Here is a 17,753-nt window from a genome sequence, read left to right as displayed (position 1 = left end):
AACTATTTTGCATCTACAGGTACATAACCTTCAATATGTACATCTTTACCTTCAAACAGAAAATTCACCATTTCCGTTTCAAGCAACTGACGATGTTCAGGGTTCATCATATTGAGTTTTTTCTCATTGACCAACATTGTCTGTTTTTTAATCCACTCCGCCCACGCCTGTTTACTGATATTGTCAAAAATACGTTTACCCAATTCCCCAGGATAAAGTTGAAAATCTAAACCTTCGGCTTCTTGTTTTAAATATGCACAAAATACGTTACGAGCCATTTTTCTGTCCTAATGTCAAAGTTAATTCATCTAAAATACGCTTGATCGGCGTTGCTAAGCCGACTTCGCTAGGTTGAGTTAAATCATACCAATAATCCGCTGTTGAAGATACAGACAAACGATAATTTCCCTGCTTTTCCGCTACGCCAAGCGGTAGGATTTCGGCATTTTCTGGCAAATTAAGTTCCGCCAAAATCGGATAAATATCCAAATGAAAATGGCTAAATGTGTGGCGAAAAGCAATTAGTTGGGTTAATTGCACATTTTTACCCGAAACCGACCGCTTGAGAGCGTCCAAGCTGTCAAACTGCGGAAACACATAAAGCCCGCCCCACAAACCTTTGGCTTCACGCTGTTGCAACAACACTTTCGAGCCTTGCTTTAAAATCAAAAAATAGCCCTGCTTTTCAGGTAACGCTTTTTTCGGTTTTTTCGCTGGAAATTCCGCCCACGCCTGTTTTGCATTCGCCTGACAGCGATTTTCAATCGGGCAAAGAGAACATTTCGGCTTGGTGCGAGTACAAATCATCGCCCCCAAATCCATCATCGCCTGATTAAAGTCCGCCACTTGCGAAGTTGGCGTAACGGAAGCGGTCAGATCCCACAACTGATTTTCCACCGCCTTTTCACCCGCCCAGCCTTGCACCGCAAAATAGCGAGACAGCACCCGTTTCACATTGCCGTCTAAAATTGGGTGCGGAGCGTTCAACACAGACGATAAAACCGCCCCAGCGGTACTTCTGCCTACGCCCGACAACGCCAACACATCAGCAAAATCGGTCGGAAACTCGCCCCCAAATTCATCACGAATTTGCTGTGCCGCCTTATGCAAATTTCTCGCCCGAGCGTAATAGCCCAACCCCGTCCACAAATGCAACACTTCATCAAGGGACGCATTCGCCAGATCCACCACAGTCGGAAACCGCTCCACAAACCGCTCAAAATAGGGAATTACTGTCGCCACCTGCGTCTGTTGCAACATCACTTCCGACAGCCACACACCATACAAGGTTTTATTCTGCTGCCACGGTAAATGCTTACGCCCATACTGCTGATACCACGCCAACACGCTTTTCGCAAAAGGGGCATCAACGGACGATTGAGCCAAAGGGAATTCGTTTTTTTCTTTTTTCATAGAAATTCATTACACGTTAAAAACGTTGCATAGTATCGCAAGCGGTGAAATTTCGCTAAAATTTTGCAAAATTTTTACGATTGTTTTAAATACATTATTATAAACATTGATCGTAGGGACACACTGCGTGTGTCCGAAAAATAGATATATTTCAAGAATATAGAAAAAATTATGAAACGGACACACGCAGTGTGTCCCTACGACTTTACGGAAAAAACAAATGATCTTCCCACCACTCTCATCAGGCATTTTAATCCAACGTTACAAACGCTTTTTAGCCGATGTTCAACTGCCAAACGGCGAACAAATTACCGTTCACTGCCCAAACACAGGGGCGATGACAGGCTGTGCCAATGCTGGTGATACCGTATGGTTTTCAACTTCCGACAACCCCAAACGCAAATATGCTCACACTTGGGAACTCACCCAAACGCAAGCAGGGCATTTTATCTGCGTCAATACCCAACGAGCCAATCAGCTTGTTGCTGAAGCTCTAGCAAACAAATGGATCACCGAACTTGCCGACTATCACACTATTTTGCCTGAACAAAAATATGGCGAAGAAAATAGTCGCATTGATTTTCAGCTGAAACAACAAGGGTTGAGCGACTGCTTTGTGGAAGTAAAATCGACCACACTGCTTACCGACAATGGCGTAGGAATGTTCCCTGATGCAAAAACCGAACGTGGACAAAAACATCTGCGAGAACTCACCACAATCGCTCAACAGGGGCAACAAGCGGTGATTTTCTTTGCGATTTTGCACACAGGTATTGAACGCTTTGAAGTGGCAAAACAGATCGATGCAAAATATGCAATGCTGTTTAATGAAGCATTAGAAAAAGGCGTTAAAACGTTGGTGTATAAGGCAGAAGTGGTTATAGATAAAAAAGTTCCTATAGAAATGAAATTAGCGATATCTCTTGATGCTAAGTTAGATAAGTTGTAGTAATCATTTTCTACACCGATCAAAAATTCACTCAATATTGGTAAATAAACTCTCAAAAAGTGTCTGAAACCGTTAGAATAGCAATATCATTTTTCAAAAAGGTCACACAATGAAAATTGGATTAGTATTAGAAGGCGGAGCAATGCGAGGGCTATTTACCGCAGGGGTGCTAGATGTGTTTATGGATGAACATATTCATATCGACGGCATTGTGAGCGTATCCGCGGGGGCGTTGTTTGGGGTGAATTATCCATCAAAACAACCTGGGCGTGTGTTGCGTTATAACTTGAAATACCTTAATGACCCACGTTTTCTCGGTTTTAAAAGCTTTATCACCACAGGCAACATTGTAAACAAAGATTTTGGCTTCTACGAAATACCATATACCCTTGATCCTTTTGATAACGAAGCTTATAAACAAGCTAATATTGATTTTTATGCGACTCTCACCAATATCGAAACAGGTGAAGCGGAATATCATAAAATTACCGATCCCTTTGCCCAAATGGAAACCTTACGAGCAACATCGGCAATGCCTTATGTTTCAAATATTGTAGAAGTGAATGGCAAAAAATATCTTGATGGCGGTATTGCTGACAGTATTCCTTTAGCGCAATGCCAAGCGCTTGGCTATGATAAAATCATTGTGATATTAACTCGTCCACTTGATTACCGTAAAACGCCCTCTAGCCCTTGGCTGAGTAAACTGTTTTATCGTAAATATCCGAAATTAGTCGATGCCTTAAATAATCGTCATACCAATTACAACGCCTGTGTGGAAGATGTGATTAAACAGCAACAACAAGGTAAGATTTTTGTGATTCGCCCATCTCAAACCCTAGCAATTAAACGAATTGAAAAAGACCCGGTTAAAATTCAGGCGATGTATGATTTAGGCGTTGCCGATGCGAAAAGGGAAATGGCGAATCTTAAGGCTTATTTGGCTGATACGATATGAAGACAAGCGGTAAGTTATGTTTAAAAATTTGCAAATTCTTAAGCGAAACTAACCGCTTGATTAAGACTTGTTATAAGAAAATTTATGTAAAAATATTTTGTGATAATGCTCACATTTTACACAAAAAAACTTACACGAAATCATCTCATTTTGTTACCATTTGACTCATCTTAGTAGCTCAGATTTTTCCATAAGTCCTGTAAGGAGTCTAATATGAGAGTCTCTACAATCTTACTTAGTCGGTGGTTTAATCTCGATCATAAACTTTCCTTTTTCTTTCCATTAAATCCTGTCGCTTAACTTTTTTCTTTTATTTCAATTTGTTATTCATTTAAGCCACCAAATAACTTTGGTGTAAGGATTTTATTATGCAAAATTTCAAACATTTACCAGAACCTTTCCGCATTCGTGTGATTGAACCGGTTAAACGCACCACTCGAGAATATCGTGAACAAGCGATTGTTAAAGCAGGCATGAATCCGTTTTTATTAGATAGTGAAGATATTTTTATTGATTTACTCACCGATAGTGGCACAGGCGCAGTCACACAAGATATGCAAGCCGCTATGTTGCGTGGCGATGAGGCTTATAGTGGCAGCCGTAGTTATCACGCCTTAGCCAATGCGGTTAAAGAGATCTTTGGTTATCAATATACCATTCCAACCCACCAAGGACGTGGTGCAGAGCAAATTTACATTCCTGTGCTGATTAAAAAACGGGAGCAAGAAAAAGGCTTAGATCGCTCAAAAATGGTGGTAATTTCTAACTATTTCTTTGATACCACCCAAGGTCATAGCCAAATTAATGGCTGTACTGTCAAAAATACGTACATCAAAGAAGCCTTTGATACCAGTGCAAGAGCCGATTTTAAAGGCAACTTCGATCTCGAAAAATTAGAGCAAGCCATTTTAGAGGCAGGTCCAAACAATGTACCTTATATTGTCTGTACCATTACTTGCAACTCAGCAGGCGGGCAGCCCGTGTCGATTGCGAATATGAAAGGGATGTACAACATTGCACAAAAATATGATATTCCAGTGGTCATGGACTCTGCTCGCTTTGCCGAAAATGCTTATTTTATCCAACAACGTGAAGACGCCTACAAAGATTGGACGATCGAACAAATCACCTACGAAAGCTATAAATATGCCGATATGTTGGCGATGTCGGCGAAAAAAGATGCTATGGTGCCAATGGGTGGATTACTCTGCTTTAAAGACGAACGTTTCTTTGATGTCTATACTGAATGTCGCTCGCTTTGTGTTGTGCAAGAAGGTTTCCCAACCTATGGCGGCTTAGAAGGCGGGGCGATGGAGCGTTTAGCTGTCGGCTTGAAAGACGGTATGCGTCAAGATTGGCTTGCCTATCGTATTAACCAAGTACAATATTTGGTGGATGGTTTAGAAGCTATTGGTATTACTTGCCAGCAAGCTGGCGGACACGCTGCTTTCGTTGATGCAGGCAAATTATTACCACATATTCCCGCAGAACAGTTCCCAGCCCAAGCCCTTGCTTGTGAGCTCTACAAAGTCGCCGGCATTCGTGCGGTAGAAATTGGTTCTTTCCTACTTGGACGTGATCCAAAAACAGGTAAACAATTGCCTTGCCCTGCAGAATTGTTACGCTTAACCATTCCACGTGCTACTTATACTCAAACACATATGGATTTTATTATTGAAGCATTCCAAAAAGTGAAAGAAAATATCCATAATATCAAAGGACTAACTTTCAGCTATGAGCCAAAAGTGTTAAGACACTTCACTGCATTACTGAAAGAAGTGGACTAATTTAGCCAAGGTGGGTAAATGCCCACCTTATCAAAAAGGAAAACATTATGAGTAAACAACCTTCAGTCTTTGGCGGTGCTTGTATTATTGCGAGCGTCTGCGTTGGTGCAGGTATGCTTGGCTTACCAAGTGCAGGTGCTGGAGCTTGGACGATATGGACAATTTTGGTGATGCTACTCACCATGATTATGATGACCTTATCAGGCTGGATGCTGTTAGAGTCTTATAAACAGTATGATCTTCGCGCTTCATTCAACACCGTGACGAAAGCGGTTTTAGGAAATCAAGTGAATCTGATTAACAATCTAGCAGTCTATTTCGTTGGTGGAATTTTGCTTTACGCTTATATCACCTCATCAGGTTTGATTTTGCAAGATCTGCTTGGGCTAGACAGTAAAATTGCATCTATTCTGTTTGTGTTAGTTTTTGGTGCTTTTGTTTGGCATTCCACTCGAGCTGTTGACCGCATTTCTGTGATTTTAATCGTATTCATGGTATTGAGCTTTACCTTTAGTATTTTTGGCTTAACCAGCAATATCAGCCTAGATACCTTATTTGACACAGCAAAAAGTGAAACATCGGAATATACTAAATATGCGATGATGATGTTACCAGTCGCTCTCACATCCTTTGGTTATCACCACTCTGTTTCATCAATGCGAGCCTATTATGGCGAGGAGAAAAAAGCGTCTCGAGCCATTTTATATGGTACCTTGATTTCCTTATTTCTCTATCTCGTTTGGATCTTAAGTATTTTCGGTAACTTACCTCGAGACCAATTTGCCCCAATTATTGCCAGTGATGGTAACATTGATGTGTTATTAAAAACCTTAGGTGGCGTGATTGATTCACCACATATCAAACAGGCGTTAAATGCCTTCTCAATGGCAGCAATTCTTTCATCTTTTATCGGTGTAGGATTAGGGGTATTTGACTTCTTAGCCGATTTCTTCAAATTTGAGAACAGCAAAGCAGGCAGAACAAAAAGTTGGCTAGTCACCTTCCTTCCACCGCTAGTTTTATCGGTGTTATTCCCATTTGGGTTCTTAAAAGCGATTGGCTATGCGGGCGCTGTAGCAACCATTTGGACGTGTATTATCCCAGCCATTTTGGTTTATAAAGTCCGCCAACAAAACCCGAACCAGCAAGGATTTATCGCCTGTGGTGGTTCTTTTATGGTAGTCGCTTTAATTCTCTTTGGAATTCTAGTGGCTACATTCCACTTCTTAACAATGTTCAACATGTTGCCAATATTTAAAGGCTAAATAAACAAGCGGTCAGATACGAGATATTTTTTGCAAAATACATACGTCATCTAACCGCTTGTTCTTTTGATAAGATTAAGATTTTAATCCTTCTTGTACACGTACCGAATCTACCGCCTTATCCGCTTCGACACGTTCAATAAATGATTTAAAATGCGTTAAGTGGCTTACATCTAAGCCTAATTTTTTACACCAGCCTAACATCGTATAAAGATATATATCTGCAACACAAAGACGCTCACCAAAGAAAGCGTGGTGTTCAAGGTGATCATTAGCAATTTCTAACATTCTTAACACATTTTCAGCCGCATTTTGGCGAATTTCTGCGGTTAAAGCGTCGTTACCTTGCGCATAAGGTGGTACACGGAAAAGCGGCACAAAGGCTTTATGCACATCTGAATTGAAGAACGATAACCAACGCATCGCTTTTGCTTTGTCTTGAGCAGTATTGCTACCAAACAATTTTGCTTCAGGGTGAAGGCTATCAAGGTAGGTTAAAATGGCAATGTTTTGTGATAACACAAAATCACCATCAACCAACAGTGGCACAGCACCTTGTGGGTTTAAGGCAAGGTATTCAGGTGATTTGATTTTTGCGTGATTTACTGCTTCTGCTTCGTAAGGTTCGCCAATCCATTCTAATGCGGTATGAGGAACGAATGAGCAAGCGCCTGGGAGATAATAAAGTTTCATAACCAGTTTCCTATTTGATTAAGATAATTAAGAGGGTATACATTTTCCCTCTTCCGCCCTTCGGGCACCTTCCCCCGTAAACGGGGGAAGGAAAATTTTTTAAACATCTCTAACCATTCGCTCCCCCTGCTTGCGGGGAGCTACCGAAGGCTGAGAGAGGAATATTCCAAATCATTATGGTTTTACGGTAGCAATTTTTCTAAACGCCATAATTCTTCAAAGCTGGCTCGAGCTTTGATTAAGTGAGCCTTGTTGCCATCAACCATAATTTCTACCGCTTGTGGACGAGAGTTGTAGGTTGATGACATGGTTGCACCATAAGCCCCTGCAGAACGAACGGCGATTAAATCGCCTTCTGAAATAGCTAATTCACGCTGTTTGCCAAGGAAATCTGAGGTTTCGCAAATCGGACCAACCACATCATAAACCGCTTTTTCGGCTGCAAGCGGTCGGTTTACTTCAATAATTTGCATATAAGCTTCATAAAGCGCAGGGCGAATCATATCGTTCATGCCTGTATCCACAATGGCAAAATGACGATCTTCATTCTGTTTAATATATTCAACTTTGGTGACTAAAATACCTGCATTAGCGGTAATCGCTCGCCCTGGCTCTAAAATGATTTCAAGATTTGGATAAGCTTTGAGTTTATCCAGTAATGCCGCTGTATATTCTGTTGGATGTGGAGGAGTTTCATCAGTATAAGTCACGCCTAAGCCGCCGCCTAAATCAATGTGGTGTAGCTCAATACCGTCTTCTTTTAGCTGTTCCATCAACACAATCACGCGATCTGTTGCATCTAAAAACGGCTGTAATTCCGTGAGCTGTGAGCCGATATGGCAATCCATTCCCGTGATTTTTACATTCGGTAAGGTTTTGGCAAAGCGATAAACTTCACGCGCTTCTTTAACGCTAACGCCAAATTTATTCTCTTTTAAACCTGTGGAGATATAAGGGTGTGTTTTCGCATCGACATCTGGATTCACTCTCAAAGAAATCGGCGCAATTTTGCCGAGTTGCCCTGCCACTTCATTAATGCGTTTTAATTCAGAAACCGATTCCACGTTAAAACAACGAATCCCGACTTCTAAGGCTCGTGCGATTTCGCTATGTGATTTGGCAACCCCTGAAAAGACCACTTTACTTGCTTCACCGCCTGCGGCAAGTACACGTTCAAGTTCGCCTTGCGAGACAATATCAAAGCCAGAACCTAAACGAGCCATGATGTTGAGTAACGCAATATTGGAGTTAGATTTCACCGCAAAGCAGATTAAATGCGGATGTGCGCCAAAGGCGTTATCAAAGGCATGCCAATGGCGTTCTAATGTGGCACGAGAATAAATATAAGCGGGCGTGCCGTGTTGTGCGATGATGTCGTTAATTGCAACATCTTCTGCAAAAAGTTGTTGATTTTTATAGTGAAAATGATCCATTTAAAATATCCAAGTTGTGTTTGCAAGCGGTGAGATTTTGTGAAAAATTTACAAGATCGTACCGCTTATTGTATTTGCGTTTGTTCTGTTTTTTCTGGGAAATAGAGTGGGCCTTTTACGCCACAAGCTGTTAAACCTAGGCTTGCGATAACTAGCATCAATACGATTTTCTTCATCTTTACCTCCGAAATGGGAAAGTTTGGATTTTACGCTAGAACAAAATCGGAGGCAAAGAAAAAGCCGTTTGAACCTAAAATTCAAACGGCTTAAAAAGTACTTTTAGGGTTATTTACCAACTTGACTACCGATAACACCACCAAGTGCCGCACCACCGAGTGTCGCCCCTGTTGATTTACCAATCATGTTACCTGCCACACCGCCAATCGCTGCACCAATTGCCGTGTTACGTTGTGATTCACTTAAATTATGACAAGCTGATAAGCCAATCGCCAATGCTAATACAGTGATTACTTTTGTCATTGCTTTCATATTAAACCTCATAAATTTGCTTTCTAAGTGCGCCAAAGCGCACTACTAAGACGTAAAAAGCTGATATTAGTTCTTAGCATGAAGATTATTTGAGCAATTTTTAGTCCATTTCTAATAAAAAAAGCACCACATTGCTATGGTGCTTTGATAATGAACCCTATGAAATCATTATTTCTTTTTTAGCTTTTCCGCCGCATCTTTTAATGGTGAATTTTTTTTCGTTGCTGGCTTTCTCGCTGTTGTTGCTCTTTTAGTCGGAGCCTTTTTCGCAACAGGTTCAGTGACCTTTTTACGAGTTCCCTCAATAATCTCTTGAGATTCTGGTAATAGGGTTAATTCAACACTGTTTTGATCTGCCCACTCTTTTAATTTGGTTAAGAACACACGCCCCATTGGACGAGGGTCACCTGTAAATAGAGTTTTTAAGCCATTGTTTTCAATAATGTGACGACGAAGCGCTAAACGCTCTTGGTGATTTTCAGCCAAACGAATGGAGCGTTCAACATATTCATCAACAGTATTGGCAATTAACCATTCCGGTAAACCTAAACGTTTAAATAAGCCTTCATCAATATGTTCATGAACTTCAGGACCTGTTTTACATACCCCTACTAAACCTAAAGTAACCATATCAATGATACCGTTAGTATTACCGAATGGGAATGGATTTACCATCATATCGCAGTGATGTAGGATTGATAGATAGTTATGATACGGCGAATGTGGATGTGCTGTCGCATCATCACCTAAATAGCTCTTAATAAAACGTGCAACATAAGGGTGAGTAATGCCATTTGATTGACCCAATGCGAAATGGAAATGTACTTTTACTTTTGCACGATCACGAATCGCTTTTAATGCTTCTAAGAAATATGGATTAAGCTTCATTGTAGTCGAAGCAATACCAATATTAACCACTTCTGGATTCTCACGGAAACGATATTCTACATTTGTAGGCGCAAGGGCAGATGGTACATAAGGCAAAGCATCTTTTGGCAAACGTAATAGTGTTTCACTGAAACACTCTTCAGATCCGACATAGTCATCTTCCACGATCACATACTCAATGAAATCAGAATGTGTCGTACCAGGATGACCTAAAGCAACCGCTTGAATTGGTGCTAAACGTGTATTACTTGCAAAAATAGGCAATAAATCCATACCAATACTTGGCATATAAAATACCGCTGCACCATTTTCGGTACAGATCGTTTTAATTGCATGCAATTTTTCAAAAATATTATTTCCAGGAACAATATGAAATTCATCAAATACATTACGTCCAGCCTGATCAACGGCCGTACCACCTAAACCAATAAGATAAAAGTGTTCACGAGCAGCAATCATTGATGTTGAATGCGTACGATAAATTGAATGTGCTGAATGGAAATGCTCCAGTAACACAACCATTACAGGTTTACCATTACGGTAACCAATATGGTTAACATTAATCCTATCTTCCCATCTACCATCTAATAGGTGTCGACGAATAACTTGGTTTAATGCTTTTTTCACATTATGCTTATTTGCTGCAACATCATAGCTACAATGCATATATACATCATGAGAAATGCTACTTGGAAGCTGATTAAGTGTTCTAATCTGAGCTAACTTTTCTGGGAACCACTGCAAAATAGTACCACGTTTTCCAAATGCCGCTTTCGTTCCTATAAAACGAGGAGATTGCAGAGCAAAACAAAGTGATGCACAAATCTCTGGGTTACTATTCCAAATAGCATCTAAGCTCACATTAATATTTGACTCTGGCAAATACATAATGCAAAACTTTAATAAAGCATTTTTTGTAGGCTCTAATTCGACATTCTTTTGATCACCATCAGCAGCTTTATTATAAGTATGTAGAATATGATCCGCATTAATATAAGGTGAAGAAGCAAAAATCAATGCAATCCAACGTTGGAATCCAAAGAAGCTTTGTGCGCCTGCATCTGATAATGCTAATTTTGGATCTTGAAATAGATGCGTAATTGCAACAGCCATACGCGTACAAAAGAGAACTGTACGATCCGTCTCTAGATTCACAATTTGATCTGGCACATCAAATTCAATATCATTAATACCGCCAAAATTACTATCTAATTTTCCTAAGATAGCTAACAGTTCTTTACATGCTTCTTCATAATTTTTAGCTTCAACAGCTTTCTCAAAACGAATAACACTTGGTTGTTTATTTTCTGACATAATGATTCCTTATAAAATCAGCAAGTTCCCCACAGATCATATTCATCTGCATGAGTAATAGTTACGGAAATAAATTGTCCAACTTTAACATCCATATCAGATACATTATCAACATAGACCACACCATCAATTTCTGGTGCATCTGCCATTGAACGACCGATAATGCCTTCTTCATCAATTTCATCGACCAATACAGTTAACGTTTTACCAATTTTCTGTTGTAAACGTTCCGCAGAAATTTGCTGCTGTAATTGCATAAAGCGATGGAAACGTTCTTCTTTAATTTCTTCTGGAATTTGATCCTGCATCTCTGTTGCCACTGCACCATCCACAGGGCTAAATTTAAAGCAACCCACACGATCTAATTGTGCTTCTTTTAAGAAATCCAACAACATTTGGAAATCTTCTTCTGTTTCTCCAGGGAAACCCACAATAAATGTCGAACGAAGTGTAAGTTCAGGGCAAATTTCACGCCATTTTTTAATTCTTTCTAATGTACGTTCAATAGAACCAGGGCGTTTCATGGCTTTCAAAATTTTTGGACTCGCATGCTGTAGCGGAATATCCAAATAAGGCAAAATTTTGCCTTGCGCCATCAGTGGAATAAGATCATCAACATGTGGATAAGGGTAAACATAGTGTAAACGCACCCATGCCCCCATAGAGCCTAATTGCTCACATAACGTCATGAGATTATTTTTAATCGGCATACCGTTCCAGAAAACCGTTTTTGTGCCTTCTTCTCGTTTTTTATCTAATGCGTAGGCAGAAGTATCCTGTGATACAACTAACAGCTCTTTTACCCCTGAGTCCACTAAACGTTTTGCTTCATCAAGTACTTGTACGATCGAACGGCTCTCTAAATCACCACGCATAGATGGAATGATACAGAAGGTACAACGATGGTCACAGCCTTCTGAAATTTTCAAATAAGCGTAGTGTTTAGGCGTAAGCTTAACACCTTGCTTCGGCACTAAATTGACATAAGGATTGTATTCTGGTTTTGGTACATATTTATGAACGTGCTTCATAACCGCTTCATAACTATGTGGACCGGTAATTTCCAATACTTTTGGATGTACTTCACGAATTTGGTTTTCTTTTGCACCTAAACAGCCTGTCACAATCACTTTGCCATTTGCTTCAAGTGCTTCACCAATGCTTTCTAAAGACTCTTGCACTGCACTATCAATAAAGCCACAGGTGTTTACAATCACTAAATCTGCACCTTCGTAACTCGAGATGATGTTATAACCATCTGAACGAAGCTCGGTTAAAATACGTTCCGAATCGACTAAGTTTTTCGGACAACCTAGGCTCACAAAACCAATATTTGGTGATGAACTCATAAAAATCTCAATAAAAAATAATAGGTAATCATTCAATAAAAATTTGCCTATGATTTACATAGGCAAAATGGGGGAAGAATTGTACAAAATTTGAAAACAAATTTCGATAACAAGCGGTTACTTTATCGTAAAATTTTGCAAAAATTTTCATAAAATAACCCCTTATTTAAACAATTAACTAAAATTATTCAGCATAGCTAACACAATTTCTGATGATTTTTCTGCAGCCAATGGTAGAAATTCATCAAAAGAGAGATGTGATTCTTTATCTGCCACATCTGAAATAGCACGTACAACGACAAAAGGAATATTAAACGCATAACAAACTTGTGCAATAGAGGCAGCTTCCATTTCAACGGCTTTTACCGCAGGAAAATCATGGCGAATCATATCTATTTTTTCTTTACCGTTGACAAACAGATCTCCACTACAGATTAATCCAACGATACTGTTAAAATTTGCTTTCTGAACTTCTTTGGCTGCTATTTGAATAAGTTGCTCATTTGCAATAAATGCGGCTGGATTTGCTGGTAACTGACCTTTTTCATAGCCAAATGCAGTGACATCAACATCGTGATGACGTACTTCACTTGAAATAACAATATCTCCAACGTTTAAATTGACATCTAATCCTCCAGCAGACCCCGTATTGATGATCATATCTGGTTTAGTTAACTGTAATAGCAATGTTGTTCCAATAGCCGCAGCCGTTTTACCAATACCTGATTGTAATAATGCAACCTGTAGATTATTAATTTTACCTTCATAAATTTTACAGCCTGCAATTTCCGTCAATTTAGGCTCAGTCATATACCCTAATAGAATTTTTACTTCTTGTGCCATTGCACCAATAATCCCGATTTTCATTATTTTTTCTCCTGTTCTTTATGTAATTTATCCACTAAAAAATCTAATACTGCAAAAGTATAATCATCATTGTATAGCGTATTTTTTAATAATATATATTTACCATTTAATACCGCCATAGGAATCATAGATGGCGTATAAAGTGAAATAACATGCCTATTTTCTATCAATTTCTGCTTATAAGCTACTGATTGCCTAACTTTCTCAATTTCTTCTAAAGAAATATGGTGAGTAACTAACCATTTCCTTATCTCTTGATCATTTTTTATCAGCTGATCTTTATAAGCGCTATCAAATAAATATAAATCACTCAGCTCTGGACGACCTAAAACTTCAAAAATAGCATTCAGCCCCATTGAAATCTTACTTTCATCACTCGGCACGGCTATTCTTTCTAAAACAACTTTATCAGAATTTCTTGCAACATATTGTTTAATATAATCATCACCATCTAAGCAAACTTGGCAACCATATTGATAAAAATATGTGATTAATACTTTTCCATCATTAGGCAACGTTATTTTGAGTGGCGATTTGTAAGAATAATAGCCTTTACCATCCTTAAATAAAGGTTCTTTTGATGTTTCTTGTGCAAAAAGCACACTAGAAAATGCAACTAAACTAATTAAGCAAAATAATTTTTGTTTAATTTTCATATGTTATTTCTCAATTGAACAAAATTCACAATATTGGTTCTAATAGTGTGGCGGTGGCGTTTCTTCTGAACGACTCGCAATATTACTTGGTTGTATACCTTGTAATTTTTCAGCTAAATGACGAACTTGTTGTTGAAGCTTATCCAAAGCAAATTGTTGATCGATGACCGCTTGATTTAGCGTTTCAATGGTATGTTCTTGGAAAGCAATTTTAGTTTCTAACTCAGTGACATAGGTCAAGATTTTATTGAGATCTGCCTGCATTTTAAAATAAAAGGTTGTGTTAAAGAGAAATACACTTTACCCTATCTACCTTTGTTTTAACAAACTATTTAATGACTTTTACAAGGAAAAGCTATGTTAAAAAACAAACTCTCCACTTTAGCGGTGATCAGTGCAGCACTTTTTACTGCACAAGTAAGTTTCGCAGAAAAAGCGGATACTAAATTTATTGATGATTCATCTTATGCCGTGGGTGTATTAATGGGGAAAAATATTGAAGATGTGATTACATCTCAAAAGGATATTTTCTCTTATAATCAAGATCGTATTTTAGCCGGTGTACAAGATACCTTGAAAAAAACAGGTAAATTAACCGATGAAGATTTACAAAAACAGCTAAAAGAACTTGATAGCTATTTAATGGAACAAGAAACTAAAATCCAAGCTGAGAAAAGTAAAGTAACGACAGAGCTTGGTGATAAATTCCGTGCGGAATATGAGAAAAAAGATGGCGTGAAGAAAACTGCATCTGGCTTACTCTACAAAATTGAGAAAGTCGGCGAAGGCGAATCACCAAAAGAGACCGATACTGTCAAAGTTCACTATAAAGGCACATTACCAGATGGTACCGTATTCGACAGCTCTTACGACCGTGGTGAACCAATTGAATTCCAATTAAATCAATTAATTCCTGCATGGATTGAAGCAATCCCGATGTTAAAAAAAGGTGGCAAAATGGAAATCGTTGCACCACCACAATTAGCTTATGGCGATCGTAAAGCAGGTAAAATTCCTTCAAATTCAACCTTAAAATTTGAAATTGAATTGTTAGATTTTAAAGCAGCGAAATAGTCAATAAACGAAAAATGTAGGGACGCCACGCTTGGCGTCCGTTGAAAATACGGACACACGCAGTGTATCCCTACGTTGTTTGAAACGACAACCAATATGAGTTCAACATTTAACCCCCTGTCTGATGAAGATCACGCCATTTTGGCATCTTACTTCCCTGTGGTCGATGGCATTGCTGCCTTAATCGGTGAGCATTGCGAAATCGTGTTGCATTCCCTTGAGTTTTTAGAACATTCGGCAATTTATATCGTCAATGGGCATAATACCGACCGAAAAATCGGCTCACCTATTACCGACCGTGCCTTGTGGTCTTTGCACCATATGCAAACAGACAGCGTCTCAAAACCCTATTTTACCCGTGCCAAAGGCGGTGTTTTGATGAAGTCGATCACCATTGCCATTCGCAACGGTAAACAGCATGTGATCGGCTTAATTTGTATCAACATCAACCTTGATGTGCCAGTGTCGCAGTTTCTAAGTAGTTTTATTGCTCCACAAGAGACGGAAGGATCGGTTAATTTTGCAAGTTCCGTAGAAGATTTGGTATCGCAAACCATTGAAAATACCATTGAAGAGATCCAAAACGATCGCAATGTCTCCAACAGCAATAAAAATCGCCATATTGTGACGGCATTATTCGAAAAGGGCATTTTTGATATTAAAGATGCGATTAATCAAGTGGCGGACAGGCTAGATATTTCACGCCACACCGTCTATCTCTACATTCGCCAGCTCAAACAGGACGGTGAATAATGCGATATGTGTTAGCGATCAAACAAGGCATTTACGGCTCACAAGGGGCGTATCTTGCCTATCAAGTCGCACAAGAATTACTGGCTCAAGGGCATATCATTGAGCAGATTTTCTTTTTCCAAGACGGCGTGAGCAATGCGAACAAATGGGTAGATCCAGCCAATGACGAATTTCATTTGCTCAACGCTTGGAAAAACTTAGCACAATCACACCGCTTGTCGCTACATCTGTGCATTGCCGCCGCACAAAGACGAGGCATTGTCGAAGCCAACCTTGCCGAAGGCTTTACACTCGCAGGGCTAGGAGAATTTAGCCAAGCCGTATTTACCGCAGACCGATTACTGACCTTTTAAGATGAAATACAAAGTCGCTATTCTCTTTACCCAAGCCCCATTTGGCACGGCAACCAGTCGTGAGGGGCTTGATGCGTTACTTGCTGCCAGTGCCTTTTGCAACGAAGATGAAATGGCTATCGCCTTTCTTAATGATGGCGTATTTAACTTGGTTGCCAACCAGCAGCCCGACACAATTTTGCAAAAAGATCATATATCTACCTTTAAACTGCTCGATCTCTACGACTTAAGTGAATGTTTTGTTTGCCAACAATCTATAGACGAACGGAATTTAAACAATAGTCAATGGATCTTATCTGATTTGAATTTTGTAAGCCGAAATGAAATTTTCGACACACTTCGACAGGCAGAGAAAGTGCTGACTTTCTAAGGAATATCAATGCTCTACACCTTTTCCAAAGCCCAATACGACAGCCAATCGCTTAATGCTATTTTAGATAATATCACCGATGATGATGTGGTGGTGTTATGGCAAGATGGTGTGTTACAAGCGGTGAAATCGCCACAACTTTTTGCAACAAAGCGAGTATTTGTACTTCAAAATGACGTGGTGGCTCGGGCGTTGTCTGTGAGCTTTCCGATGATTTCCTTAAGTGAATTTGTTAAATTAAGCGAACAGCATTTTCCGCAACTTGCGTTTTAGGGGGCAAAATGGATTTACATCATATTCGAGAAGAGTACAGCAAACAGGCTTTATCGAAAGCTGATTGTGCCGCAAATCCGTTGGAACAGTTTCAAAAATGGCTTAACGAAGCAATGCAAGCTCAAGTCAATGAGCCGACTGCAATGAATATCGCCACTGTGCAAAATGGCAAACCGTCAAGCAGAATGGTACTACTCAAAGAGTTAAATGAGCAAGGCTTTGTTTTCTTTACCAACTACCGTAGCCGTAAGGGGCAAGCTATCGCTGAAACTCCTTATGTAGCACTTACGTTCTTTTGGGCGGAATTAGAACGACAAGTTCGAATTGAAGGCAAAATTTCCCCGATTAGCGAACAAGCATCTGACGACTATTTCCAATCTCGCCCTTACACCAGCCGTATCGGTGCTTGGGCAAGCGAACAGAGCAAAATTATAGCTTCCAAACAAATCCTACTGGCAAGAGCGGCAAAATTTACGTTGCAATATCCCCTGCACGTTCCACGCCCAAACCACTGGGGCGGTTATGTGGTAATCCCCGACTATATCGAATTTTGGCAAGGCAGACCCAGCCGATTACACGACAGGATCTGCTATAGTTTAGAGCAAGGGCAGTGGGTAAAAACACGTTTAGCCCCTTAATCAAGACAAGCGGTCAGAAATTTTCCATCATTTGTAAAACCTTTCCCCAATCTCCCTGCTTGTCTACCCACCTTTTTGCTTTTCGTCTACTATGTTTCCCCATCCCCAAACGCAAAAAACCGCAAGCTATCTCTAACTTGCGGTTTTCTTTGGTATAAAACCCTGATGGTGCCCTACTCTCACATGGGGAAACCCCACACTACCATCGGCGTTACTGCGTTTCACTTCTGA

The 17,753-nt window shown here is 39.7% G+C and carries 22 protein-coding genes; 11 read left to right on the top strand and 11 right to left on the bottom strand.

Going from position 1 to position 17,753, the window contains the following annotated elements; genetic code table 11:
- Positions 1-2 precede the first annotated feature (2 nt).
- Both C5N92_RS00110 and mutY read right to left on the bottom strand, forming a co-directional pair.
- Positions 3-278, bottom strand: coding sequence for an oxidative damage protection protein (locus C5N92_RS00110; protein WP_111748878.1), 276 nt, complete (start codon positions 276-278; stop codon positions 3-5).
- On the bottom strand, positions 268-1,413 hold the full coding sequence (mutY, locus tag C5N92_RS00105) for an A/G-specific adenine glycosylase (protein WP_111748877.1): 1,146 nt from the start codon (positions 1,411-1,413) through the stop codon (positions 268-270). The genes C5N92_RS00110 and mutY overlap by 11 nt, the downstream gene beginning before the upstream one ends.
- A gap of 220 nt (positions 1,414-1,633) precedes the next feature.
- Here mutY and sfsA point away from each other — a divergent pair, with 220 nt between their 5' ends.
- The 5 genes from sfsA (at position 1,634) to C5N92_RS00080 (ending at position 6,372) form a co-directional block, all read left to right on the top strand.
- Entirely contained in the window at positions 1,634-2,362 is a 729-nt protein-coding gene (sfsA, locus tag C5N92_RS00100) for a DNA/RNA nuclease SfsA (RefSeq protein WP_111748876.1), read from the top strand.
- Positions 2,363-2,471: 109 nt separating this feature from the next.
- Entirely contained in the window at positions 2,472-3,320 is an 849-nt protein-coding gene (locus tag C5N92_RS00095) for a patatin-like phospholipase family protein (RefSeq protein WP_111748875.1), read from the top strand.
- A 213-nt stretch (positions 3,321-3,533) separates the two neighbouring features.
- Complete coding sequence (gene tnaC, locus C5N92_RS11455) at positions 3,534-3,620, top strand: tryptophanase leader peptide (protein WP_111748874.1); 87 nt, start codon at positions 3,534-3,536, stop codon at positions 3,618-3,620.
- A gap of 68 nt (positions 3,621-3,688) precedes the next feature.
- The gene (tnaA, locus tag C5N92_RS00085) at positions 3,689-5,107 is read left to right on the top strand and encodes a tryptophanase (RefSeq protein WP_111748873.1); all 1,419 of its coding nucleotides are present in this window, start codon (positions 3,689-3,691) and stop codon (positions 5,105-5,107) included.
- A 47-nt stretch (positions 5,108-5,154) separates the two neighbouring features.
- Entirely contained in the window at positions 5,155-6,372 is a 1,218-nt protein-coding gene (locus C5N92_RS00080; RefSeq protein ID WP_111748872.1) for an aromatic amino acid transporter, read from the top strand.
- Between the two features lie 75 nt (positions 6,373-6,447).
- Here C5N92_RS00080 and C5N92_RS00075 read toward each other — a convergent pair whose 3' ends face one another.
- The 9 genes from C5N92_RS00075 to C5N92_RS00035 form a co-directional block, all read right to left on the bottom strand.
- Complete coding sequence (locus C5N92_RS00075; protein ID WP_111748871.1) at positions 6,448-7,065, bottom strand: glutathione S-transferase family protein; 618 nt, start codon at positions 7,063-7,065, stop codon at positions 6,448-6,450.
- A gap of 182 nt (positions 7,066-7,247) precedes the next feature.
- The gene (gene lysA, locus C5N92_RS00070) at positions 7,248-8,498 is read right to left on the bottom strand and encodes a diaminopimelate decarboxylase (protein ID WP_111748870.1); all 1,251 of its coding nucleotides are present in this window, start codon (positions 8,496-8,498) and stop codon (positions 7,248-7,250) included.
- Between the two features lie 65 nt (positions 8,499-8,563).
- Positions 8,564-8,674, bottom strand: coding sequence for an LPS translocon maturation chaperone LptM (lptM, locus tag C5N92_RS00065; protein ID WP_111748869.1), 111 nt, complete (start codon positions 8,672-8,674; stop codon positions 8,564-8,566).
- 109 nt (positions 8,675-8,783) lie between these two features.
- On the bottom strand, positions 8,784-8,987 hold the full coding sequence (locus C5N92_RS00060) for a glycine zipper 2TM domain-containing protein (RefSeq protein ID WP_111748868.1): 204 nt from the start codon (positions 8,985-8,987) through the stop codon (positions 8,784-8,786).
- 168 nt (positions 8,988-9,155) lie between these two features.
- Positions 9,156-11,189, bottom strand: a complete 2,034-nt coding sequence (locus C5N92_RS00055; protein WP_111748867.1) for a UDP-glucose:protein N-beta-glucosyltransferase — start codon at positions 11,187-11,189, stop codon at positions 9,156-9,158.
- Between the two features lie 17 nt (positions 11,190-11,206).
- Positions 11,207-12,538 carry a 30S ribosomal protein S12 methylthiotransferase RimO gene (gene rimO / locus C5N92_RS00050; protein ID WP_111748866.1) on the bottom strand — a complete coding sequence of 444 codons (1,332 nt, stop codon included), beginning with the start codon at positions 12,536-12,538 and terminating at the stop codon, positions 11,207-11,209.
- Positions 12,539-12,712: 174 nt separating this feature from the next.
- Positions 12,713-13,405 (bottom strand): 5'-methylthioadenosine/S-adenosylhomocysteine nucleosidase, encoded by a 693-nt coding sequence (gene mtnN, locus C5N92_RS00045; protein ID WP_111748865.1) that lies wholly within the window; start codon positions 13,403-13,405, stop codon positions 12,713-12,715.
- On the bottom strand, positions 13,405-14,061 hold the full coding sequence (locus C5N92_RS00040; RefSeq protein WP_111748864.1) for a thioredoxin domain-containing protein: 657 nt from the start codon (positions 14,059-14,061) through the stop codon (positions 13,405-13,407). Before C5N92_RS00040 ends, mtnN begins: the two co-directional genes overlap by 1 nt.
- Positions 14,062-14,100: 39 nt before the next feature.
- Complete coding sequence (locus C5N92_RS00035) at positions 14,101-14,325, bottom strand: SlyX family protein (protein WP_111748863.1); 225 nt, start codon at positions 14,323-14,325, stop codon at positions 14,101-14,103.
- A gap of 93 nt (positions 14,326-14,418) precedes the next feature.
- On the opposite strand from C5N92_RS00035, the gene C5N92_RS00030 reads away from it, so the two are divergent.
- The 6 genes from C5N92_RS00030 to pdxH all read left to right on the top strand — a co-directional run bounded on the left by C5N92_RS00030 (position 14,419) and on the right by pdxH (position 17,522).
- Positions 14,419-15,135 carry an FKBP-type peptidyl-prolyl cis-trans isomerase gene (locus tag C5N92_RS00030; RefSeq protein WP_111748862.1) on the top strand — a complete coding sequence of 239 codons (717 nt, stop codon included), beginning with the start codon at positions 14,419-14,421 and terminating at the stop codon, positions 15,133-15,135.
- Between the two features lie 96 nt (positions 15,136-15,231).
- Positions 15,232-15,888 (top strand): helix-turn-helix transcriptional regulator, encoded by a 657-nt coding sequence (locus C5N92_RS00025; RefSeq protein ID WP_111748861.1) that lies wholly within the window; start codon positions 15,232-15,234, stop codon positions 15,886-15,888.
- Positions 15,888-16,241 carry a sulfurtransferase complex subunit TusD gene (gene tusD, locus C5N92_RS00020; protein WP_111748860.1) on the top strand — a complete coding sequence of 118 codons (354 nt, stop codon included), beginning with the start codon at positions 15,888-15,890 and terminating at the stop codon, positions 16,239-16,241. Before C5N92_RS00025 ends, tusD begins: the two co-directional genes overlap by 1 nt.
- 1 nt (position 16,242) lies before the next feature.
- Positions 16,243-16,611, top strand: a complete 369-nt coding sequence (gene tusC / locus C5N92_RS00015; protein ID WP_111748859.1) for a sulfurtransferase complex subunit TusC — start codon at positions 16,243-16,245, stop codon at positions 16,609-16,611.
- 9 nt (positions 16,612-16,620) lie between these two features.
- Entirely contained in the window at positions 16,621-16,884 is a 264-nt protein-coding gene (gene tusB / locus C5N92_RS00010; RefSeq protein WP_111748858.1) for a sulfurtransferase complex subunit TusB, read from the top strand.
- Positions 16,885-16,892: 8 nt separating this feature from the next.
- Positions 16,893-17,522, top strand: coding sequence for a pyridoxamine 5'-phosphate oxidase (gene pdxH, locus C5N92_RS00005; protein WP_111748857.1), 630 nt, complete (start codon positions 16,893-16,895; stop codon positions 17,520-17,522).
- The last annotated feature ends 231 nt before the right edge of the window (positions 17,523-17,753 follow it).

This window comes from Glaesserella australis, assembly GCF_003260095.1.
GTDB lineage: Bacteria > Pseudomonadota > Gammaproteobacteria > Enterobacterales > Pasteurellaceae > Glaesserella > Glaesserella australis.
Note: the sequence above shows the minus strand (reverse complement) of the source record. Positions and strands in the feature narration are given on the sequence as shown.